This window comes from Fontimonas sp. SYSU GA230001 (assembly GCF_040066175.1).
Lineage (GTDB): Bacteria > Pseudomonadota > Gammaproteobacteria > Nevskiales > Nevskiaceae > Solimonas.
Window position 1 is genome coordinate 35325 of sequence record NZ_JBEAAM010000013.1, and the last position, 22276, is coordinate 57600.

Here is a 22276-nt window from a genome sequence, read left to right on the forward strand (position 1 = left end):
TCCATCGTGCGCCAGGCGCACGCCTCGCGCTGCGCGCGGCCACCGCGCCGGCGCGCTCACGCGGCCTCCCGGTTGTGGGGCGCGGGCTTGCTGCGGACGGCCTCGGTGACGCGGATCGCGTTCTGGCCCTTGGACACGCCGAACGTGCCGCGCAACACCGGCACGTTCTCGACACACAGGTCCAGCGTCCTCGGCAGGTTGATCGGAATCACGTCACCCGGCTTGAGCTGGGTCAGCTGGCGCAGCGAAATGGTCGCGCGCGCCAGCTCGCATTCCAGTTCGACCTCGGCATCCTTGATCTGGTCGCGCAGCGCCTGTGCCCAGCGCTCGTCCTTGTCCACCCGGTCCGACTGGATACCGGCGTCCAGCAGCTCGCGGATTGGCTCGATCATCGAGTACGGGAAGGTGACGTGCACGTGGCCGCCGCCGCCTTCGAGCTCGATCTTGAACTTGCTGACGACGACGATCTCGCTCGGCGAGACGATGTTGGCGAAATGCGGATTGACCTCGGAGTTGATGTACTCGAACTCCACCTTCATCACCGGACTCCAAGCCTCCTGCATGTCCTCGAACGCCTGCTTGAGCATGAGGTGGATGACCCGCATCTCGGTGGGCGTGAACTCGCGCCCTTCGATCTTGGTCTTGAAGCGGCCGTCACCGCCGAAGAAGTTCTCCACGACGCTGAACACCAGGCGCGGTTCGAACACCACCAGCGCGGTACCGCGCAGGGGCTTGACGCGCACCAGGTTGAGGTTGGTCGGCACGAACAGCGAATGCGTGTACTCGGAGAACTTCGCCGTCTCGATGCCGACCACGGTCAGCTCGGGCGAGCGCCGCAGCATGTTGAACAGCGAGATGCGGAACAGGCGCGCGAAGCGTTCGTTGATCATCTCCAGCGTCGGCATGCGCCCACGGACGATGCGGTCCTGCGACGTGAAGTCGAAGGGCCGCGCCTCGCCCGGCGCCGCCGGGGGCGGCGTCGTATCCACCGCGCCGCTATCGACGCCGTGCAGCAGTGCGTCGATCTCGTCCTGTGACAGCAGGTCCGTGTTGCTCATTACTGGATCACGAAGCTGGTGAAGTACACGGCCTCGATGTCGGCCTTGCCGGTCTCGGCTTTGAGGATGCCGTTGATCTCGGTCAGCACCTGCGCCTGCAGAGCCTCCTTGCCCTCGCGGGTCTGCAGGACTTCGGCCTTCTGCTGCCCGAGCAGCAGCAGCAGCGCGCTGCGGATGCGCGGCGCATGACGCTGCACCAGTTCCACCGACTTCGGGTTGCGCGTCATCACCTCGATCTGGATCTGCAGGAAGCGCGAACCACCGACGCCTTCGATGTTGACGACGAAGGCCGGGTCCAGGGACACGTAGTTCGCCGGTTCGGTCGGCAGCTTGGGCGGCTCCTCCGCCTTCACCTCGTCGGCGGGTCCGGACTTGAGCTCCGAGACGGCGCCGTGGATCAGAAACCAGCTGACACCGGCGCTGGCGGCGACCGACAGCACGATGGCGATGATCAGCCCGACCGCGCCGATGCCCTTTTTCGCTGGCGCTTCAGGCTTCGCCGCCTGCGCAGGAGTGTCCTCGTCGTCTTTGGCCATCTCGAACCGGCTCCGCGGTGATCGGAAAGGGATTGTCCCTGAGCGAGCAAGTCCTGTTCCAGACTCGGCGAGCCTGCGGCTGCGCGATCAGCGCTGCGCCGGAAGAGGATGGACGGAAAACCGGCACCGTCGCCTGCAGTCGCCGCGTCGGGATTCCGGCGGCCGCCGGACCGGACTCAAGCGTAAGCGTCCACCAGCAGCACCTGCGTGATGCGCCGCCGCTGGCCGGCGACGACGGCCGCAGCCGAGCCGGCACGCTCGCCGACGAGACGGTCGCGCCGTTCCAGCGTGTCCACCTGCCCCCGGGTGAGGTTGATGCCTGCGCTGGCGAACAGCTCGCGCAGCTGCGGCAACGCGTGGCTGAGCAGGCTGCGCGTCGCCGCCTCGGCGGCGGCGATGTGGATGCGCGCCTGATCGCCCTGGGTCTCGATGCGCACGGTCAGCGAGCCCAATTCGGCCGGGTGCAGCTCGATCCGCGCCTCGCCGACACCGTCGGCGAGCTGCCATTCGATGCGTTCGCCCAGATCGGCAACGAACTCCGGCGCGAGCGCATGGAGCGGCGCGGCCGGCGGCGGACCTGCCGGACCGGCGGCGATCGGCGAGTGAGCCGCCGCTGCGTGACCGAACGCGGGCAGCGTGACGGGCACGGCCGGATCGTGCGCCGCGCGCAGGGCCGCAAGCGCGTGCAGCGGATCGGCCGCATCGCGCACCGATGCCGGCGGCACGAGGTCCGCGGCGGCAGTCTGCAGCTCCGGCGCGAACAGCGCCGGTCCCGTACCGGGCCGGGCGTCCGTGCGTCCGGATGGCTCGGCAGCGGACAGGCTCATGCCCGGGATCGCGGCGCGGTCGCGCGCCGGCACGGCGGCGCGCAACGCGGGGACCAGGTCTGCGTCGTCGGCAACCGCGAGCGCGCCGGCGGCAGCGGAAAACGGAACGACCTCACCCACCGCTCCCGGCACGGCGTCCACCGGCGTCGCGGCTGCGTCGGGCTCCGCCGCCGCAGGCATCAAGCCGAACAGCCAGCCCAGCAGCGCCGATGCCGCGCCCGCGTCCTCGGCCGCTCCGTCGGCATCGGTCTGTGGCATCTCACCCTCGGCCACCGGCTCCGCCACGACCGGTTCACCGGGCACTGCGGACGCGAGGGTCAACGCGCCGAACAGGCCGGCGAAATCACCGGGCGCGGCGCCGGGCACAGCCTCGGCACGCGGGGTCGATCCGATGCGCGCAGCGGCACCGGCGGATGCCGGGACCGCGCTAGTGCCGGCCATGACCTTGCCCCGACGCGGCCGCCTGGGCAGCGACGAAACTGCGCAGGGCGAACTCATCGAGCCGCTTCTGATCGCGCCGTTCCTCGATCTGGCGCTCGCGGCGCCGGTAGCACTCGGCGAGCTGATCCAGCGTCGAGACCTCGCGCCGCTCGAGCAGCCAGCGGCCGCGCTCGGCGTCGCAGCCGGCGCGCGCCTGTTCGACCAGTCGCCGCTGCATCGCCACCGCCTCGCGCAGGCGCTCGATGAACGCGCGCTGATTGATCAGCATGCGTGCGCTGCCGGCGCTGTTCATCGCCTCGTATTCGGCCAGATAACGGGTCAGCTCATGCAGGCGCAGTTCGCGCTCGCTGAGCTGGCGCTGCTGTTCGAGCAGGCGCCGCGCGGCTTCCTCCTCGCGCGTCTGCGCAAGCTGCTGCAGCGGCTGCAGGCGTTGTGAGGCGAGTGGTGTGGTCATGTCCGTTCTCCGGGCGCGGGTGCCAGCAACTCGGCGAGCGCACGCTGGCTGTCCTGCAGGTTGGCGGCGCGGTCGATGCTCTGGCGAAGGAATTCTTCGATCTGCGGCCATTTGGCGATGGCCGCATCGACGCGGGGATCGGCGCCCTTCTGGTAGGCGCCGATGTTGATCAGGTCACGATTGCGCTGGTAGGCCGAGAACAGCGCGCGCAGCTGGCGCGCCCGCTGCAGCTGCTCGGACGCCACGATCGCCGGCATCACGCGCGACAGCGAGGCTTCGATATCGACCGCCGGGTACAGGCCGGAATCGGCGATCGCGCGCGACAGCACGATATGTCCGTCGAGGATGCCGCGGGCGGCATCGGCGATCGGATCGTTGGGATCGTCGCCTTCGGTCAGCACCGTATAGAACGCGGTGATCGAGCCGCCGCCACGGCGGCCGTTGCCGGCGCGCTCGACCAGCCCCGGCAGCCGCGCGAACACCGACGGTGGATAGCCGCGTGTCGTCGGCGGTTCTCCGACCGCCAGGCCGATCTCGCGCTGCGCCTGGGCGAAACGCGTCAGCGAATCCATCAGCAGCAGCACGTTGCGGCCGCTGTCGCGGAAATACTCGGCGATCGCGGTCGCCGTGTAGGCGGCGCGCAGCCGCAGCAGCGGGGAACGGTCCGCCGGCGTGGCGACGACCACCGCGCGCCGTCGCCCGGCGACGCCGAGATTGTGATCGAGAAACTCCCGCACCTCACGGCCACGCTCGCCGATCAGGCCGACGACGATGACATCCGCCGAGGTATAGCGGGTCATCATCCCCAGCAGCGTGGACTTGCCGACACCGGTGCCGGCGAACAGGCCGAGCCGCTGGCCGCGGCCGACCGTCAGCAGCGCATTGATCACGCGCACGCCGACGTCGAGCGGCTGGGTGACCGGCTCGCGCTCCAGCGGATTGATCGGCGCGCCGTACAGGCGCGCGTGCGCGTCGCAGGACAGCCGGCCGAGGCCATCGATCGGGCGGCCCTCGCCATCGAGCACGCGACCGAGCAGCGACTCGCCGACTTCCACGGCCGCCGCGCGGCCGGAAGGCACGACCCGCGCATGCGGCACGAGGCCGTGCATGTCGCCGCTGGGCATCAGGTAGATCCGATCGCCCGAGAAACCGACCACCTCGGCCTCGACGCTGCTGCCGTCCGCGCTGGCCACGCGCGCACGCGCGCCGACCGGCAGCTGACAGCCGACCGCCTCGAGGGTCAGGCCGACGACGCGCCGCAACTGGCCCTCGACACGAAAACTCGGCGCGACGGCCACGCGCTGCGCACGCTCGCGCAGCTGCGTGGCGTAGCGGCGGTTCGCCGCCTGCGACCACGGATTGGCCACGGCATCGTTCATGCCGGACCCTCGTCTTGCGGCAGTGCGGCGATGCGCACGCGTTCGTCGAGCCGGGCGTCGATCTGCGACGACTCCGTGACCACGCGGCAATCGCCGCGCTTGAGCGTCGCGTCGCCAACGACCTCGTAGTCCTTGATCTCGTGCGCGGGACGCACGTGCTCGCGCACCAGCGCGACGTCGTCGGGATGCACGTTGATGCGCACGCTGCGCGGCATCGGCGGCACGCCGGCCAGCGCCTCGCGCACCATGCCGACCACCCGTTCGGGGCGCAGGCTCAGTTCCTCGCCGAGAATGCGGCGCGCGATCGCCGATGCCAGCTCGACCAGCGCCTGCTCGGTTTCCTCGTCCAGATGCGCCAGCGGCCGCGCCATGTGTTCGATCAGCGTCTGCAGGCGCTGCGCCTGTGCCAGCGCAGCCTTCTGTCCGACCGCGAAACCTTCGGCCTGGCCGCGCTGCAAGCCCTCCTGGTAGGCCGCTGCCTCGATGTCCTCCAGGCGCTGCGCGGTCGGCGGCCCGCCCTGATCGAAGCGCGGCAGCTGCCAGCGCGCCAGGCCTGGGCCCAGTGACTCGGCCTGCAGCACTTCGGCGGCCGGCGACTCGTTCATCAGACGAACTCCTCACCCTTGCCGCCGATGACGATCGTGCCGGCATCGGCGAGGCGGCGTGCCGCGGCGAGGATCTCCTTCTGCGCGGCCTCGACGTCGGACAGCTTGGCCGGTCCCCTCGCCTCCATGTCCTCGACCAGCATCTCGGCGGCGCGCTTGGACATGTTGCGCAGGATCTTGTCCTTGATGCGCGGATCGGCGCCCTTGAGCGCCATCGCCAGGGTGTCGGTGGCGATCTCGCGCAGCAGCGTCTGGATGCTGCGGTCGTCCACATCGGCGAGATCGTCGAACACGAACATCAGGTCCTGGATCTTCTGCGAAAGCTCCTGGTCCATCTCGCCGATGCGGGCGACGATGGCCTGTTCCTCCGAAGAATCCATCAGGTTGAGGATGCCGGCGGCCACCTTGATGCCGCCGACGCTCGAAGACTTGAGGTTGCCGCCGCCGCTGAACTGCTTCTCCATGATCTCGTCGAGCTCGCGCAGGGCCGACGGCTGGATGCCGTCGAGGCGCGCGATGCGCATCAGCACATCACTCTTCATGCGGTCCGGCAGCTGGGTCAGGACGTCGGCGGCCTGGTCGGGGTCGAGGTACGACAGCACGATGGCGACGATCTGCGGATGCTCGTTGCGGACGATGTCGGCGACGGCGCGCGTCTCCATCCACTTGAGTGCCTCCAGACCCTTGCTGTTGCGGCCGAGCAGGATGCGGTCGATCACGCCGGAGGCCTTGTCCTGGCCGAGCGCGTTGACCAGCACGCGGCGCACGTAGTCGTCGGCGCCGACGCCAAGCGAGGTCTGCGCGTCGAGCTCCTCGATGAAACTGTCCATGACCTCGGTGGCACGATCGCGCGACACGTTGCTCAGCGTGGCCATCGCCGCACCGACCTTCTGCACGTCTTTCGCGCCCATGTGCTTGAGCACTTCCGCCGCCTCGGTCTCGCCGAGCGACATCAGCAGAATCGCGGCGCGTTCGATCCCGGACGCGCCCGTCTTGGACGAACTGGCTGAAGACTTGCTCGGAGCGTCGGCCATCGCGGTGGTTCGGTGGGTGCAGTACGGATCGCGGTCAGCTCTGCAATATTAGGACCAGGTTTCGGCCTTCAGCACAATCCGGCGGCGAACGGTCGATCCTGGCCGACACGCATCAGCCGCCCTCCTGACCGATCCAGGTCTTGACCACCTGTGCCACCCGCTTGGGGTCCTGGGCAACCGCTGCGCGTGCGGTCTGCAGCTTCTGTTCATAGGCGCCGACCGGCAGCGCCGGAGCGCCCGGCGTCAGCGTCAGCTGATCGGACGCGGCGACCGCCTCGGCAGCCGCGCCGGCGGGCAGCGCGGCCGCTGGCTGCGCACGCAGCGGCGCCGCCATCAGCGAACGCAGCAGGGGTCGCAGCACGAAGAAGATCAGCACCAGGACCACGGCGACACCGCCGACCTGGCGCGCGATGTCGATCAGCTGCGGCCGCTCCCACAACGGCAGCTCCTGCGGCTCCGGCAGCTCCGGCTTGAGGAAGGCGGCGTTCTGCACGCTCACCGAATCGCCGCGCTGGGCGTTGAAGCCGACCGCCTCGCGGACCAGCGCCTCGACCTTGCCGAGCTCCTCGGCGGTCAACGGCGCGAGCTCCATCTCGCCGGCCTTGCCCTCCGGCTTCGGTCGTGGCACGTGATCCACCAGTACGGCGACCGACAGCCGGCGCAGCTGGCCGACCGGCTGGCGCGTGTGGCTGACCGTGCGATCCATCTCGTAGTTGCGGGTCGCCTGGCGCGACATGTCGACGCGCTCCGCGCCGGAAGCCGTCGCATTGAGCGGCGGGTTGCTACTGGCCGCCGGCGGCTGGTTGCTGGTCGCGCCCGGAATGCCGCCGCCGCCCAGACCTGCGCCGCGCATCTGCTCGTTGACCTGCTCACTGCGCAGCTTCGCCGGATCCGGCGCGTAGATCTCGCGCGCCTCCTCGGTCACCGCATAGTCGATGTCCGCGGTCACCTGCGCGCTGACCCGGCCGGCGCCGACCATCGGCATCAGCAGCTCGTTGATGCGCCGCACGTAATCGGCCTCCAGCCGGCGTGTGTGTTCCAGCTGCTCGGCGCTGCGTGCCATGGCCGAATCGCTGCCCTGCTGGCTGAGCAGACGGCCGTACTGGTCGATGACCGTCACACTGCTGGCCGGCATGCCCGCGACGCTGGACGCCACCAGATGCACGATCGACGCGACCTGGTTCTGCTCCAGCACGCGACCCGGATGCAGGTCGATGAGCACCGATGCGCTGGGCGTGCTGCCATCGCGCGTGAAGGCGGATGGCTTGGGGATCGCCAGGTGCACGCGCGCCGCGCGGACCGGCTGCAGCGCCGAGATCGTGCGCACCAGCTCGGTCTCGAGCGCGTGCTGGTAGCGCGCGGTCTCGATGAACTGGCTGGTGCCGAACCCTTGGTCCTGCTGCATCATCTCGAAGCCGACGTTGCTGCTGTTCGGCAGCCCCTGCGAAGCCAGCTGCAGGCGCGCCTGGTCGAGCTGGGCCTGCGGCACGGCGACGACGCCACTGCCCGGATCGAAACGGTAGGGAATGTTGGCGGCGCGCAGGGCCTCGACCATCGCCGCCGCGTCGCGGTCGCCCAGACCGCTGTACAGCGGCGTGTAGGCCGGCTCCTGCGCCCAGCGGAACAGCCACAGCCCCAGTGCCACCGCGAAGGCCACGCCGACCAGCATGGCCAGCTGCCGCAGTGCCGGGATGTCCTTGAGCTGACCGACGTTGGTGATCGCTGTCTGTGCCATGGCTCAGCCCGGTCCTCAGATCGGCATGTTCATGATGTCCTGGTACGCGGATACCAGGCGGTTGCGCACTTCGGTCATCGCGCGGAAATTCACCTGCGACTTCGCGGACGCCAGCATCACGTCGGCCAGCTCGACGCTGCGGTCGCCACGCGAGAACGCGTCCTGCAGGCGCGCGGTGGCCTGCTGCGACTGGTTGACCTGATCGATGGCGCTTTTCAGAAGTCCGTCGAATCCCGGCTTCTGCGCGCCCGTATCCACCGACGGAGCCGGCGGCCTGAGCGTCGCCTGCGACTGCAGTGCGCGGATCTGCGCCAACACCCGGGAGACATCCATATCGCTCATATGCGGTCCCGCTGAACCTGTGTGGGGGGGACAGAGCAACTTCCGTTCCCGACCGCGCAGCGGCAGCGACGTCAATCTTCCGGCGCGGGGACGCGCCGCACCCGCGGTCTAGATCTCCTCGCGCGCGGACAGGCCGTACTTGCGCAGCTTCTCGACCAGCGTCGTGCGGCGCGTGTTGAGCAGCTTCGCGGCGTGGGCGACGATACCCCCGGCCTGCTGCAGCGCCTGCTTGATCAGGTTCAGCTCGATGTGCTCGATGTGATCCTTCAGGTTGACGCCCTCGGGCGGCAGCTCGCTGCCGGCGATGCTGGCGGGTATGCGCACAGCCTCGTCTTCGTCGGTCCGGCGCGCCTCGGCCACCGCGCCGGTGGATCCCTCGCGGCGCAGTTCGGCGACCGCGCAGGCGGCGACCTTCTCGGCGGACAGACCGGCGCGATAACGCAGCGGCAGATCCTCGACGCCCACGGTTTCGCCCGGATGCAGCACCGCCAGCCGCTCGATCAGGTTCGACAACTCGCGCACGTTGCCGGGCCAGTGGTAGGCGCGCAGCGCGTGCACCGCGTCGGCGCTCAGCCGCACCCGCCCATGGCCACTGCGCTCCAGACTCCGCACCAGATCCTCGATCAGCAGCGGCAAGTCCTCGAGGCGCTCACGCAGCGGCGGTGTCTCGATCGGAAACACGTTGAGGCGGTAGAACAGGTCCTCGCGGAACGTACCCTTGGTGATCGCCTCCTCCAGATCGCGATGCGTCGCGGCGATGATGCGCACGTCGCAGTGCGAGCTGCGCGCGGCACCGACGCGCTCGTAGGTGCGCTCCTGCAGCACGCGCAGGATCTTGACCTGCATCGACAGTGGCATGTCGCCGATCTCGTCGAGGAACAGCGTGCCGCCATCGGCCATTTCGAAGCGGCCCTTGCGCGCGGTGATCGCGCCGGTGAACGCGCCTTTCTCGTGACCGAACAGCTCGCTTTCCAGCAGCTCGTGCGGAATCGCGCCGCAATTCACGGCGACGAACGGATGTCCGGCACGCGCCGAGCGTTCGTGGATCGCGCGCGCGACCACTTCCTTGCCGGTGCCGGACTCGCCGGTGATCAGGACCGTGGTGTCGAAAGCCGCGACCTGCTCGATCATGCGCCGCACGCGGCGGATCGCCGGGGAGTTGCCGGTCGGGCCGGACAGCTGCGTGACCTCGGCTTCCTGCTGCAGGCCGACCAGGCTCGCGCGACGCAGCAGTTCGGACAGCTGCGCGTAACGCACCGGCGTATCGAGCGGCAGGCAGGCGCTGCGGTCCAGGCCGGACGCGTCCAGCACCAGGTCGTGGTAGGGCTGCAACACCAGCAGCGGCGGATGCAGGCGGTCCTTGCGCAGCCAGTCGATGAACCGCACCAGGCTCGCCGTGTCGGCCTTGCCGACGACGATCGCGCCCCAGTCGCGCGGCTTGTGCTGGGCCAGGTCGATCGCCGCACAGTTCTCGACGATCACCGGCCGGTGGTCCACGAATTCCAGCACCGTGCGCAGCCGCTCGGCGCGCTCGGCATCGGCATCGATCACCAGGACCCGCGCGTCCGCCATCAATGCATCTCCCGCACCAGATTGCGCACGAATGCGATCACCTCGGTCTCGTAGTACTGCTTGTTGACGAAACCTTCCGCGCCGACCTGCGCGACGAACTCGCGGTGCGCCGGATCGTCATAGTGCGAGGCGATGACGATCACCGGCGGATCGTCCTGCGCCTTGATCAGCCGCGTCGCCTGCAGCCCGCCCATGCCCGGCATCGCCAGGTCCATGATGATCAGGTCCGGGCGCAGGGATTCCGACAGGCGCACCGCCTCGCTGCCGTCGTGCGCTTCACCGATCACGTCGATCTCCGCGCAGTCCTCCAGCAGGTGCCTTGCCAGGATCAGGAACGGGCGATTGTCGTCCACCAGCAGAGTCCGCAGAGTCTTCAATCCCGCTCTCCATGCGCGTCATCGGCGTGTCCTCACGCCACCACGCGCAGATCGCGCCGCGCCGATTCGGGACCGCGCTCCTTCGCGGACGGAATCCGCATCGCCTCGCGGTACTTGGCAACCGTGCGCCGCGCCACCCGCACGCCCTTGCGCGCCAGAATGGCAGCAATGTCCCCATCGCACAACGGCGTCGCGACGTTCTCGCCATCGACGATGCGGCGGATCATCGCCTTGACCGCGGTGCCGGAGGTTTCGCCTTCGACCCCGGCGATCTGCGACGGGAAAAACGCCTTGAGCTCATACACGCCCCAAGGCGTCTGCACCCACTTGTTGGTCGTGACGCGGCACACGGTCGATTCGTGCATGCCGATCGCATCGGCGATCTCGCGCAGGGTCAGCGGCGCCATGCCTTCCTCGCCTCGGTCGAGGAACGCCTGCTGGCGCTCGAAGATCGCGCGCGCGGTGCGCAGCAAGGTGTCGTTGCGCATCTCGATGCCGCGCACCAGCCAGCGCGCTTCCTGCAACTGCTCGCGCAGCATGCGATGGGCGCGCCCTTCGATGCAGCGCTCGTACTGACGATGCACGCGCACGCGCGGCAAGCGCTCGGCGTTGAGCGAGATCTTCCAGGCGCCTGGCGTGCCGGTCACGAGCACGTCCGGCAGCGCGGCCTCGGCCGCCGCCGCCGGCGCCGCGCCCGGCCTGGGATTCAGGCTCAGCACCTGGTTGATGGCGCGCCGCAGCATCACGTTGTCCAGGTTCAGACGGCTGCGGATGCCGGCGAAGTCGCGTTGCGCCAGCGCGTCGAGTTCATGATCGACGATCGTCTGTGCGACGGCCGTCAGCGGCGACGCCGGCAGGCTGCGCAGCTGCAGGCTCAGGCACTCGCGCAGATCGCGCGCACCAAAGCCGCTCGGCTCGACACTCTGCACCTTGGCCAGCGCCGCTTCGACTTCTGCGGCATCCGGCAACGGGTCGAGCCCGGATTCGAGAGCGATGCCGTCGAGCGGCTGGGTCAGGTAGCCGTTGTCGTCGATCGCGTCGAGGATGACGGCGATCAGCCGCGCCTCGCGCGGCGCCTCCACCAGCAGCTGCAGCTGTTCGAGCGCCGCGACCCGCGCATCCAGCGCCGGCGGCGCGGCGATGCGCGCCTCCCAGGGCTCGTCGTCCTCGTCGCGCGGTTCGCCACCCGACCAGGCTTCGCGGCTGGACCAGTCGAAATCCGCCTCGACCTGCGTGACCGCCGCCGGATCCCGGCCGGTCACTGCGACCGGCGCCTCTGCCGGCCGGTCCTCGGCCTCCGGCCGGCTCGGGTCATCTTCCTCGTCGCCAGGCTCCACGGTCTCGAGCATGACGTTGCGCTCCAGCGCCTCACGCAGCTCGTCTTCCAGCTCCTGCGTCGATAACTGCAGCAGCCGGATCGACTGCAGCAGGTTCTGGGTCATCTGCTGCCGTTGCGTCGTCTTGAGTTGTACGCCGGGCTTCATGGACAGGCTCCGCAACTTGATCCGAGGTCGGTGAACACCGCATTCAGCGCTGACTGGGTTTGACGATCACATACTTCGCTTCCCCCGAGGATGGCTTCGACGACGAACGGCGGAATTCCGTCACCATGCGGAGAAAATGCAGGACTCGAGTCATGCCCAGACCGCGGAATCCCGTCACCCCATTTCCTGTCGGTCATGCGCGCGCTCAGAACAGCAGCATCTCGCGCTCGCCGCGGATCGCGTAGCGCATCAGCGCGTTGATGCCCTGCAGACCGAGCGACTCCATCATGCGCGCGCGGTGCGTCTCGACGGTCTTGACGCTCACCCCCATCTGCGACGCGATCTCGCGGGTGGACTTGCCCTGCCCGATCATCTGCAACACCTGGCGCTGGCGCGGCGTCAGGGATACGTCATCCTCGACACGCTCGCTGCCGCGGCGATCGATGGCCGCATGAGAAATCGACGGGCTCAGGTAGATCTGGTGTTTCTGCACCGCGCGCAGTGCCAGCCCCAGCTCCACCGGGTCACCATCCTTGTCCAGGTAGCCGGCCGCACCCAGGCGCAGGGCCGAGCGGATCAGCTGGCCGTCGCCGCGCGAGGACACGATCAGCACCGGGACATCGGGGTGCAGCTGGCGCAACTGGGCCAGCGCCTCGATGCCGCTCATGCCCGGCAGGCTCGTTTCGGTCAGGACCACATCCGGACGGTGCCGGCGCACCTGTTCCAACAGTCCCTGCCCATCGGCGGCCTCCCCGACGACCGCGTGCTCGCCACCATCCTCGAGCAGGCGCTTGAACCCTGCCCGCACCAGATTGCAGGCATCCGCCAGCACGACACGCATCCCGAGGTCCTCCTGTCATCGGATGGAGGACCCCAGTGTCGGGAATGATCCTACGGCGTGTGCGAAGATCCCGGCGAGCGCGAGCCGGCGACCGACCGGCGGTGACGGATGAACACCAGACGTTCCAGCGCGGCGGCGAGTGCGTCGCTCATCTCGCGGAAGCGCGCGCAGACCTCGCCCTCATGCATGCCCAGTACCTGCGCCGGCCAGCACAGCGGCATCGGCGCGCAGGGGTGCAGGTCGAGGGTGACGAGCACGGCGGCCCCGGCCGGCGGCAGGTCCGGCCCCGTCCAGCACAGCCCCTCGCGGCTCAGACGCAGCGGGACTTCCGGCGCGGGCGGACGGCTCGCGCGCAGCACGGTGCCGAGCAGTTCCAGCACCACGTCGAGCTTCTGATGCAGCCGCTCGACCTCGTCCTCCAGCGATTTGCCGGTGACGTCGGCACGCTGATGGCGTTCGTCGAGCACGCAGACCGCGTGCAGGGTGCGCAGGTTCTGGTCGTGCCAGCGCTCGATCTGCGCAGCGGACGGCTCGGACGACAACGGCTCGATCCGCAGCGGCAGGCAGTCGCGGTAGCCCAGCCACTGGTCGAGCGGACCCTGCATGGCGCCGATCGCGATCCTCAGTGCGGCGCCGGCATCGCGTCCCAGGCGCTCTTCAGACGACGCACCAGGTCGATCATCTCGTCGAGGGCGGCAACGTCGCTCTTGAGGTTGGCGTGCAGCAGGCGCGTGCTCAGGTAGTCGTACAGCGCGCCCAGGTTGCGGGCGATGGCGCCGCCCTTGTCCTGGTCGAGATTCAGCTTGAGGTGCTGGACGATGTCGAGCGCAGACGACAGGGCTTTCGCCTTGCCCGCCGTGTCACCGCGTCCGATCGCACCACGCGCCGTCGCCAGCCGTTCGAGCAGGCCGGCGTACAGCATCTCGATCAGTTTGTGCGGCGATGCCGCCTCGGCTGCGCCGAAGACGGACGTGTTGCGGTACTCGCTGAGCGCGGAGTGGGACACGGGGCAATCCTGGTTCGATGTTCGTCGGTCAACTCTATAACGGCGTTCCGGTCCGCGACTTGAACCTTTCGTCGGCCGGATCAGCGCAGCTTGGACAGTGAGCTGAGCTGCTGCGACAGGTAGGAACTGGTCGCGTTCATCTGGCCGAGCAGGCTGTCCAGCCCGGCAAACTGCTTCTGGTAGCGCTCCTGCAGTCCGTCGATACGGCGATCCAGCGCTTCCTGCTGCACGCTGAGGTCTTTGAGGTTGGCGTTCAGCGAGTTCGACTTGGCATCCAGAGTGCCGCCGGGCTTTACCAATTGGTCGATCGCGGCGGACAGCCGCGTGGCGATGCCGCCGTCGCCGGAGAACAGCGCCGTGACCGCGTTGGCCTTGGCCGACAGGACGTCGGTCAGCCTGCTGCTGTCGATTTCGAGCGTGCCGTCGGTCTTGGTCTTGATGCCCAGTTCGGCCAGCGTCGTCAGCTCACCACTTTCCGCCGCCCCGCCAGCGATGCCGCGCAAGGTTTGCATCACCCCACGCACTGCTGCATCGCCGGTGAAGGTGGAGGCTTTCTTCGCCTCGGCGTCATACCGGGTCTGCGACACGACGACACTAACGACGGCGTTGTACGCTTTGACGAAGTCCTCGATCGCCGACTTGCCCGCGCCGCTATCACGGGCAATGGTCAGCGTTCCGGTTTGTCCGTCGGATGGCCTGTACAGTGTGAGTGTGACGCCATCGACAGCACCCGTCACCGTGTTGGATTGAGAGTAAACGTCATAGCCTTCGATTCTGACCTGTGCATTCGCGGCTGCCTGTTGCTCAGACATTGTGAACAGCGCCGTGTTGAGCACGATTTGGTTATCGGTGCCGGTCTTTTTCGCGGTCAGCAGCAGACGCGCACCATCCTGGTCGTTGATCAATGTCGCTGTGACGCCGGTATTGTCCTGAGACGCGTTGATCGCGTCGCGCAAACTGCCCAGAGTGTTGTGTCCGTCGCTGAGCGTCACCGTAAACGCTTGGCCGCCGACGCTGATCTCCACCGTGCCGTTGCCCAGCACCGTGTTCGCGCCGCCACTGTAAGCCTGGCTGACCAGTTTGTGTGCCTTGGCAAGCGCCACCACCTCGACGTCGTAACTGCCGGCAGCGGCGCCCTTGCCGGCAACGGCGGTAAAAGTCTCACTCGACGACGAGGTGGCAGCGACCGCTTCGAGCTGCTTGCCCGGCCCCAGCGCCGACAGCTTGGACTTCAGATTGGATAGCGCACCCTTGAGTGCGCCCAACGCCGATATCTGCGTATTGACCTTGGCCCGTGCAGCCGAAATGCGGCTCTGCACCGGCGCGCGTTCGGCGGAGACAAGCTGGTTGACGATGGACGCAATATCCAGTCCCGATCCCACGCCTGCCGCAGTAATAGCCATGTGACTGCCTCGCTCAGTTCAGGCGACTTCCTGCACCAGGCCGCCCGTCCCTTCCTCCTGCATCTTGGCGATGGCGCGCGCGATACGCAACGCCTCTTCACCGGGGATCTGGCGCAGTACCGTTCCATCCTCGCGATCCACTACAGACACCACCACCCGGTTCAGGTCCGCCTCGACACGGAAAGCCAGGTCGGACTTGGAGCGCCGCGCATAGCGCTGCAACTCCTGTGCCGCGGCGCTGACATCACGCACGGTCGCAGGCTCAGTCCGGTCCGCGCTGGCTTCCTTGGGGCGCAAGGAAGTTGCCGCTGCATCGACCGGCGACGACGGCTGGCGGACGGCAGGCGGTGATGACGCAACGCTCGAACGGCCGCCGCCCGCCGGCGCAGCCGTTGCGCTCGCCACTTGAATTGCTTCAGTCATGTCCGGAGCCTCCGGTTCCGATCTCCGCTGGATCATGGTCAGGAAGGCGACCCCGGGGCGTCCCCTGCCCCGGGGTCACGTCCTGGCTCAGCGGAGCAGGCTCAGAACGTTCTGCGGCACTGCGTTGGCCTGGGCCAGCATCGCCGTACCGGCCTGCTGCAGGATCTGCGTGCGGGTCAGCTCGGCCGTCTCCTTTGCGAAGTCCGCGTCCATGATGCGGCTGCGCGAAGCGGAGAGGTTTTCGCTGGTCGTCTGCAAGCTTGCCACCACCGAGGTGAAGCGGTTTTGGATGGCGCCGAGGTTCGCCCGAGCGGTGTTGACCGCGGCCAGTGCCGCGTCCATCTGCCGCATCGCGGTGTCGGCGCCCGCCACGTTCGTCAGATCCAGCGTCGCAAAGCCGGTCGAGCTGGTCGCGGCAGTCGTACCCGCTGTCAGGCCGGTAGTCGCGGTCGTTGCAGAGCCCGCCAGTCCGATCGTGATTCCGGTCCCGGAGGTCGAAAACAGGGTAACGGTCGTCGCCGTGTCGTTGACGGCGTAGACTCCGGTTTGATCGGCGACCGAGTTGACCGCGTTGACGATGCTGGCGGCGCGCTCGGTGGCGCTCGTATCCGCCGCGATCGCACCGACGCTGATCGCACCGTTGCCGTTGCCGCCATCGATCGTCAGATCGCCGGCCGTGATCGCCGTGAACGTCGTAGCCGCGACGCCGGTGACACTCGCGCTCGTGTAAGTCCCCAGGTTGGCCGACGTCGCATTGACGATGCCCGAGATCGTGATCGTCTGGCCGGCATTGGCCCCCACCTGGAAGACCTGGTTGGTGAACGAGCCATCCAGCAGGTTGACGCCGTTGAAGGACGTCTGTGCCGCTACGCGGTCGATTTCGTCCTTCAGCTGCTGGGCTTCCGCATCGAGCGCAGCGCGATCCGTAGCGCTGTTGGTTGCGTTGCGGCTCTGCACCGCCAGCTCGCGGATGCGTTGAAGGTTGTTGCTGACTTCATTGAGCGCACCTTCAGCGGTCTGCGCGAGTGAAATGCCGTCATTGGCATTGCGCGCCGCCTGCTCGAGGCCACGGATCTGGGTCGTGAAGCGCGAAGAAATCGCCAGACCCGCAGCGTCGTCCTTCGCGCTGTTGATGCGCAGGCCCGACGACAAGCGCTGGATCGACGTCGCCAGCGAACTGTTCGACATCGACAGGTTGCGCTGAGCATTGAGCGACATCACATTGGTATTGATGACTTGCATGGAAAGCTCCTGTGTTGAAGTAGAACCGGACCCGGCGCCCACCGGCTCCGGTCCTTGCCGCAGCGGTCCCGTTGCCGGGCCTTTGATTCCGCTGTTGACCCCTTAGCGGACCCCCCGGCGGAAACTTTAGGCTTCCCGGACGACACCGACGGACGGCAGTCGGCGCCGGGAGGAACGGCGCATTCCGACAGGCTGTCGGACAAGGTCGGGGCGGGTGTCAGGCATTTTCCGACCGCTGCTCGCCCTGCAAGCCCCGGCTGTCTCCTCGATGCGCTGCGCGCCAACGCCCCCCCTTAAGCTGGCCACACCTTCACCAGGAGCATCCCATGTTGCGCAAGACCCCGTTGCTCGCCGTGCTTGGACTCGCAGCCGCCGTGCCGCTGAGCGCCACGGCCGCGACGGCACCGGGCACGCTGGCGGTATCGGCGACCGTGCTCAACGTCTGCACCGTCGCGGCGCTGCCGCTGGCCTTCGGCAGCTTCTCGCCGTCCGGCAGCGCCACGGACTCGACCGCGACGATCACCGTCCTGTGCACGACCGGCACCGCATACCGGATTCTGCTCGGCCAGGGCACCTACGGCAGCAGTGTGACAAATCGCAAGATGAAGGACACGGTCAGCGGCGACATGCTCAGTTACGCGCTGTACAGCAACGCCGGCTACTCGAACAACTGGGGCGAGACCATCGGCACCGACACGGTGGCCGGCACCGGCACCGGCCTCAACGTCACGCACACGGTGTACGGCCGCATCGCGCCGTCGCAGTACGTGACCCCGGGCGTATACACTGACACGGTCGCCATCACCGTCGATTACTGAATGCACCCTCGCGGCTCCGTCGTCGCGCTGCTGCTCGCCCTGTTCATCGCACCGCCCGCGCTCGCCGAGCCGGGCGGTATTTCCGTGAGCCCGATCCGCGTCGATCTCGACGCGAACCGGCGCAGCGGCGCGCTGACACTGCACAACGGCAGCGAGCGCCGTTACCGCTTCCAGGTGGACGTGCTGCGCTGGACGCAGACGCCGCAGGGCGAGGACCTCTACGCCCCCGCGGACGGCGTGATCGCCAACCCACCGTTGTTCGAGCTGGCGCCGCAGGCGCAGCAGGTCGTGCGCGTCGGCCTGCTCGGCGCGGTGCCCGCCAGCGTCGAGGCGAGCTACCGGATCTATTTCAACGAGATCGAGCAGCCGCAACCCACCGCGGGAACCGGCCTCAACGTGCTGCTGCGGCTGGGTGTGCCGATGTTCGTCGCACCGCTTGCTGCGGCGCAGCATCGGCTCGAATGGAGCGCGCGCATGGACGGCAACCGCGTCCTGTTGCGCGCCGACAACCGCGGCAACGTGCACGAGCGGCGTGCCCAGCTGCGCGTGACCGACGCCGCGCGCGGCAGCGCGCTGCACGAGGACAGCGGCTTCCGCGACATCCTGCCCGGCAGCAGCTGGCAGTGGACCCTTCCGGCCGGCACAGCGGTGCCGGCACAGCTGAAGATCGAGGCCAACACGCATGAGAGCCACGACACCGTGGTGGTCCGCGTGGATCGGCCTTGATGCCCTGATTCTTTCCCTGTCCCCCGCTGCGGCCGCGCCGCCGGCGAGTGACTGGTTCGCGTCCGACTGCCCCGGCACCGTCGAGCTGCACCCGGCCCAGCCGCTGCCGCTGCTGCTGCGCGTGCTGACCCGTCCCGACGATGCCGGCACGGACGCGCTGCTGCTGCGCCTGCCCGACGGCAGCCTGTACGCGCCCCGCGCGGTCTTCGCCGCACTGGACCTGCCGCCGCCCGGACCGCCGCTGCACTACGCCGGCGACGACTACCACGGCCTCGAACGCATTCCCGGGCTGCGCTACGCGATCGATCCCTGCCGGCAGACGTTGTCGCTGGACCGCGCCGGCGTCGGCGCGACGACGACGCGCCGGCTCACGCCGCGGACCCACGCGAATGCACCGCCGCCCGAACCCGGCGCCTGGCTGCAGACCCAGGCCCTGTACCTGCGCAGCACGGCGGACGGCAGCTTCTCGGCGCTGATCGACGGCGGCCTGTTCGGCAACGGCGGCCTGGCGCGCAACAGCCTGCTGCAGGACGACCGCCGCACCGTGCGCCTCGACAGCACCTGGCAGCACGACGATCCGCAGGGTCTGACGCGGCTCAGCCTGGGCGACGGCATCACCCGCGGCGGCAGCTTCGGCCGCTCGCTGCGCTTCGGTGGCGTGCAATGGGGACGCGAGTTCAGCCTGCGCCCGGACCTGGTGACCTTTCCGCTGCCGCAGATCGGCGATGCCAGCGCGCTGCCGAGCGCCGTCGATGTCTACGTCAACGACAGCCTGCGCGCCCGCGACAGCGTGCCGGCCGGACCGTTCGCCCTGACCGAGGTGCCGGTGATGTCCGGCGCCGGCGAGATCCAGCTGGTGATCACCGATCTGCTCGGCCGCAGCCGCGTGGTCAGCTACGAGTTCTACGCCGCGCCGGACCTGCTGCGGCCGGGATTGAGCGACTACACCGTCGAGGCCGGCTTCCAGCGCCGCGGCTACGGCATCGACAGCTTCGACTACGGTTCCGGTTTTGGCGCCGCCACCGGGCGCTACGGGCTCAACGACAACCTGACGGTCGAGGGCCACGCCGAGGCCGGCGCGGGACTGTGGGTCGGCGGTATCGGCTACGCGCTGCTGCTGCCGCGCGTCGGCGTGCTCGGCGGCGGCATCGCGCGCGGCGGCGGCGACAGCCGCGGCGGCCAGATGCAGGTGTCGTTCGACCGCCAGGCACCCGGCTGGAGTTACGGCGCCCAATATCGCGTCACCAGTGCGGGCTTCGTCCGCCTCGGCGAGCAGCGCCCGCCGAGCCTGCGCCGCAGCCTCGTGCGCAGCAGCTGGCATCTGCCCTACGGCGCCAGCCTGAGCCTGGGCTGGCTGGCCGACCGCAGCGCCGACGGGCGCGTGCAACTGCTCTCGCTGGGTTACAGCCAGCAACTGCTGTCGGGCATCGCCGCGAGCCTGGGCGCCTCGCTCGACCTGACCGGCCGCGACGATCACGTCGCGTTCCTGACCCTGTCCTGGGCGATGGGTCCGGCGCTGAGCGCCTATGCCTACGGACAGCACGCCGAGGCTGGTGATTACGGCCGCATCGGCATGCAGAAGAATCCGCTCGATGCGCTGGACTGGTCGGCGCGCGCGGCCGTGGATACCGGCCTGTATGACCGCGTCAGCGCCGGCGGCGACTGGCGCACGACGCGCGCGACCCTGCACGCCGACGTCGAGGACGCGGACCAGACCGCGGTGCGGCTCGGTGTCGATACCGGTGTCGTGGTGCTCGGCCGCGAGGCCGTGTGGACGCGGCCGCTGAGCGGACCGTTCGCATTGGTGGAGACCAGCTCGCCCGCGCCGGTCGATGTGTCCTTCGAGAACCGCCACGCCGGCACCACGCAGGCCGGCGCGCCGCTGTTGCTGCCCGAACTCCTGCCCTACCAGTCGAACCGGGTCGCCGTCGCGCAGGCGGACTTCGGCATCGAGCAGCGCCTCGACCGCTACGAGCAGACCGTCGTCGCGCCCGGCTACGGCGGCGTGCGCGTGCGCTTCGCTGCGGACACGCGCGTCGAACGGCGGCTGCGCCTGGTGCTCGCCGACGGCACGCCCGTCCCTTCCGGCAGCGACGTCACCGTCGCCGGCACCGACGCGGTGACCTTCGTCGGCGCCCGCGGCGAAACCCTGCTCACGCAGGCTCCCGGCCGGTACCGCCTGCGGGTGCGCTGGACCGATGGCGGCTGCGAGGCGGGCGTCAGCCTCGCAGCCGGCGACAGCCTGCTGCAACCGATGCAGACCGTCGTATGCTCGGCACCGTCACACGCGGAGTCCGGATCGAGATGAGGCGGCACTGGCTGATCCCCTGCGCACTGCTGGCGCTGGTCGCGCCGCAGTCGTCGCACGCACTGCTGGAAGTCTGCACGGTGAGCACGAGCCCGGTCGTGTTCGGCAGCTACAACCCGATCTCCGGCGCGGCGGTGGACAGCACCGGTACGGTCACGGTGACCTGCACCGCGGTGGTCAGCATTTCGGTGAACTACAGCATCGCGCTCGGCACCGGGCTGGGCGGCTCGTTCGCGCCGCGCCGCATGACCAGCGGCGCGAACACCCTGCCGTACAACCTCTACACCAGCGCCAGCCGCAGCACCGTCTGGGGCGACGGCAGCGGCGGCACATCAACCGTATCCGACGGCTACACGCTGGGCCTGCTGCTCGTTACCCGCAACTACACCGTCTACGGCCGCATCCCGGCGTCACAGAATGTCGCCGCCGGCGCCTATGCCGACACGATCGTCGTCACGGTGACGTACTGACTTCTCAGAGGTAGTTGAACAGGCTCAGACCCTGAACCTTGACGTAGGCCGCCTGCGCGGCCTGCAGGGACAGCAGCTGCTGCTGCAGCCGCGTCGCTGCTTCCGCGATATCGAGATCGCGCAGGCCGGACAGGGTCGATTGGGCGTCGATCGTCGCGGCGTCGAGCGTGTTCTCGGCATCCTCGACGTTGCCCAGGCGGATGCCGGCGCTGGTCTGGAACGACAGCAGGTGCACCTCGGCGCGATCCAGCTCCATCAGCCCCTGCTGGATGCCGGTCTGCACGATGCCGCGCTCGGCGGGGCTGGTCTGCGGCGCGGCAATGATGTTCGCCAGCCGGTCGATCAGCGCGACGACGTCCTGCTGCTGGCTCGGCGCGACGGTGAAGCTGTCGCCGTCCACCGGATCGTTGGCGAAGTTCAAGTCAAAGCCGCGCACGCGGATCGCCGTGCCGGCGGTATAGGGGCCGGAATCGACCAGCGTGCTCGACGAGTCGTACACCTCGTAGTTGCCGCCGATGAAGCTGACCGTGTAGGTGTCGCCGTCGTACTGGGCGGCGTCGTAGATCGTCGCGGTCTTGAGGCTGATGCCGCCGGTATTGGTCGTCGAGGCGCTGACCTGGATCGTGCCGTTGCCGTTGCGCAGGCGCTGGAACACCTCGCTGCCCGGATCGCCGTCGGCGAGGCTGCGCGCATTGCCGATCTGCAGCTGGCGCACCTGCTGGTCGCCGCCATAGTTGAGACTGGAGCCGTTCCACGAGAACGGCAGGTTGCCGTCGTTGGTGCCGGCGAAGATGTAGCGGCCCTGGCCGTCGTCGCGGTTGGCGACGCCGAGCATCGCATCGCGCAGACCGCGCAGTTCCTGCGCGATGGTCGCGCGCGAGGCATCGGACTGCGAGCCGCTGTTGGCCTGAATCGTCAGTTCCTTGACGCGCCGCAGGATGTCGATGCCCTCGCCCAGCGCGTTCTCCTCCAGCGCCAGCCGGTGCCGCGCGGTCGATGCGTTGGCCTTGAAGCGCTCGTTCTGCGCGATCAGCTGCTCGATGCCCAGGCCCGCAGCCCAGTCCGCCGGGGCATCGCCCGCGGCCAGGTACTTCTGCTGTGACGACAGCTGCGTCTGCACGCGCAGCAAGGCCTGCTGCTGGCTCTGCATGCGGCTGACGGCCACCTGATGCAGTTGTGCGGTCGAGACGCGCAT

At 68.8% G+C, this 22276-nt stretch carries 23 protein-coding genes; 4 read left to right on the plus strand and 19 right to left on the minus strand.

Annotated elements, in window-relative coordinates:
* Positions 1 to 56: 56 nt before the first annotated feature.
* The 18 genes from fliM to AAG565_RS08250 all read right to left on the minus strand — a co-directional run bounded on the left by fliM (position 57) and on the right by AAG565_RS08250 (position 16759).
* Positions 57 to 1058: a flagellar motor switch protein FliM gene (gene fliM / locus AAG565_RS08165; protein WP_348819083.1), complete on the minus strand. Its 1002-nt coding sequence runs from the start codon at positions 1056 to 1058 to the stop codon at positions 57 to 59.
* Positions 1058 to 1594 carry a flagellar basal body-associated FliL family protein gene (locus AAG565_RS08170; protein WP_348819084.1) on the minus strand — a complete coding sequence of 179 codons (537 nt, stop codon included), beginning with the start codon at positions 1592 to 1594 and terminating at the stop codon, positions 1058 to 1060. Before AAG565_RS08170 ends, fliM begins: the two co-directional genes overlap by 1 nt.
* A gap of 176 nt (positions 1595 to 1770) precedes the next feature.
* Positions 1771 to 2862: a flagellar hook-length control protein FliK gene (locus AAG565_RS08175; RefSeq protein WP_348819085.1), complete on the minus strand. Its 1092-nt coding sequence runs from the start codon at positions 2860 to 2862 to the stop codon at positions 1771 to 1773.
* Positions 2849 to 3316, minus strand: a complete 468-nt coding sequence (gene fliJ, locus AAG565_RS08180) for a flagellar export protein FliJ (RefSeq protein ID WP_348819086.1) — start codon at positions 3314 to 3316, stop codon at positions 2849 to 2851. Before fliJ ends, AAG565_RS08175 begins: the two co-directional genes overlap by 14 nt.
* A complete protein-coding gene (gene fliI / locus AAG565_RS08185) occupies positions 3313 to 4695 on the minus strand; it encodes a flagellar protein export ATPase FliI (RefSeq protein WP_348819087.1) in 1383 nt (460 codons plus the stop codon). The genes fliJ and fliI overlap by 4 nt, the downstream gene beginning before the upstream one ends.
* Positions 4692 to 5300, minus strand: a complete 609-nt coding sequence (locus AAG565_RS08190; protein ID WP_348819088.1) for a FliH/SctL family protein — start codon at positions 5298 to 5300, stop codon at positions 4692 to 4694. Before AAG565_RS08190 ends, fliI begins: the two co-directional genes overlap by 4 nt.
* Positions 5300 to 6334 carry a flagellar motor switch protein FliG gene (gene fliG, locus AAG565_RS08195; RefSeq protein WP_348819089.1) on the minus strand — a complete coding sequence of 345 codons (1035 nt, stop codon included), beginning with the start codon at positions 6332 to 6334 and terminating at the stop codon, positions 5300 to 5302. The genes AAG565_RS08190 and fliG overlap by 1 nt, the downstream gene beginning before the upstream one ends.
* Before the next feature lie 112 nt (positions 6335 to 6446).
* The gene (fliF, locus tag AAG565_RS08200) at positions 6447 to 8069 is read right to left on the minus strand and encodes a flagellar basal-body MS-ring/collar protein FliF (RefSeq protein WP_348819090.1); all 1623 of its coding nucleotides are present in this window, start codon (positions 8067 to 8069) and stop codon (positions 6447 to 6449) included.
* 15 nt (positions 8070 to 8084) lie between these two features.
* On the minus strand, positions 8085 to 8411 hold the full coding sequence (gene fliE / locus AAG565_RS08205; RefSeq protein ID WP_348819091.1) for a flagellar hook-basal body complex protein FliE: 327 nt from the start codon (positions 8409 to 8411) through the stop codon (positions 8085 to 8087).
* Positions 8412 to 8519: 108 nt separating this feature from the next.
* A complete protein-coding gene (locus AAG565_RS08210; protein ID WP_348819092.1) occupies positions 8520 to 9983 on the minus strand; it encodes a sigma-54 dependent transcriptional regulator in 1464 nt (487 codons plus the stop codon).
* On the minus strand, positions 9983 to 10336 hold the full coding sequence (locus AAG565_RS08215) for a response regulator transcription factor (protein ID WP_348819166.1): 354 nt from the start codon (positions 10334 to 10336) through the stop codon (positions 9983 to 9985). Before AAG565_RS08215 ends, AAG565_RS08210 begins: the two co-directional genes overlap by 1 nt.
* Before the next feature lie 56 nt (positions 10337 to 10392).
* On the minus strand, positions 10393 to 11844 hold the full coding sequence (gene rpoN, locus AAG565_RS08220) for an RNA polymerase factor sigma-54 (RefSeq protein ID WP_348819093.1): 1452 nt from the start codon (positions 11842 to 11844) through the stop codon (positions 10393 to 10395).
* 205 nt (positions 11845 to 12049) lie between these two features.
* Complete coding sequence (locus AAG565_RS08225; RefSeq protein ID WP_348819094.1) at positions 12050 to 12685, minus strand: response regulator transcription factor; 636 nt, start codon at positions 12683 to 12685, stop codon at positions 12050 to 12052.
* Between the two features lie 50 nt (positions 12686 to 12735).
* The gene (locus AAG565_RS08230; protein WP_348819095.1) at positions 12736 to 13290 is read right to left on the minus strand and encodes a PilZ domain-containing protein; all 555 of its coding nucleotides are present in this window, start codon (positions 13288 to 13290) and stop codon (positions 12736 to 12738) included.
* Positions 13291 to 13307: 17 nt separating this feature from the next.
* Positions 13308 to 13691: a flagellar export chaperone FliS gene (fliS, locus tag AAG565_RS08235; protein WP_348819096.1), complete on the minus strand. Its 384-nt coding sequence runs from the start codon at positions 13689 to 13691 to the stop codon at positions 13308 to 13310.
* A gap of 80 nt (positions 13692 to 13771) precedes the next feature.
* Positions 13772 to 15094 (minus strand): flagellar filament capping protein FliD, encoded by a 1323-nt coding sequence (gene fliD, locus AAG565_RS08240; protein WP_348819097.1) that lies wholly within the window; start codon positions 15092 to 15094, stop codon positions 13772 to 13774.
* A gap of 18 nt (positions 15095 to 15112) precedes the next feature.
* Positions 15113 to 15517 carry a flagellar protein FlaG gene (locus AAG565_RS08245; protein WP_348819098.1) on the minus strand — a complete coding sequence of 135 codons (405 nt, stop codon included), beginning with the start codon at positions 15515 to 15517 and terminating at the stop codon, positions 15113 to 15115.
* A gap of 87 nt (positions 15518 to 15604) precedes the next feature.
* Positions 15605 to 16759 carry a flagellin gene (locus AAG565_RS08250; RefSeq protein WP_348819099.1) on the minus strand — a complete coding sequence of 385 codons (1155 nt, stop codon included), beginning with the start codon at positions 16757 to 16759 and terminating at the stop codon, positions 15605 to 15607.
* Between the two features lie 326 nt (positions 16760 to 17085).
* On the opposite strand from AAG565_RS08250, the gene AAG565_RS08255 reads away from it, so the two are divergent.
* The 4 genes from AAG565_RS08255 to AAG565_RS08270 are packed head-to-tail and all read left to right on the plus strand — an operon-like array spanning position 17086 to position 21081.
* On the plus strand, positions 17086 to 17577 hold the full coding sequence (locus AAG565_RS08255; RefSeq protein ID WP_348819100.1) for a spore coat U domain-containing protein: 492 nt from the start codon (positions 17086 to 17088) through the stop codon (positions 17575 to 17577).
* Entirely contained in the window at positions 17578 to 18303 is a 726-nt protein-coding gene (locus AAG565_RS08260) for a fimbria/pilus periplasmic chaperone (protein ID WP_348819101.1), read from the plus strand. It begins immediately after the preceding gene.
* Entirely contained in the window at positions 18260 to 20611 is a 2352-nt protein-coding gene (locus tag AAG565_RS08265; RefSeq protein WP_348819102.1) for a fimbria/pilus outer membrane usher protein, read from the plus strand. Before AAG565_RS08260 ends, AAG565_RS08265 begins: the two co-directional genes overlap by 44 nt.
* Positions 20608 to 21081 (plus strand): spore coat U domain-containing protein, encoded by a 474-nt coding sequence (locus tag AAG565_RS08270; protein ID WP_348819103.1) that lies wholly within the window; start codon positions 20608 to 20610, stop codon positions 21079 to 21081. Before AAG565_RS08265 ends, AAG565_RS08270 begins: the two co-directional genes overlap by 4 nt.
* 4 nt (positions 21082 to 21085) lie before the next feature.
* Here the strand turns inward: AAG565_RS08270 and flgL are convergent, their stop codons facing one another.
* Complete coding sequence (gene flgL, locus AAG565_RS08275) at positions 21086 to 22276, minus strand: flagellar hook-associated protein FlgL (protein WP_348819104.1); 1191 nt, start codon at positions 22274 to 22276, stop codon at positions 21086 to 21088.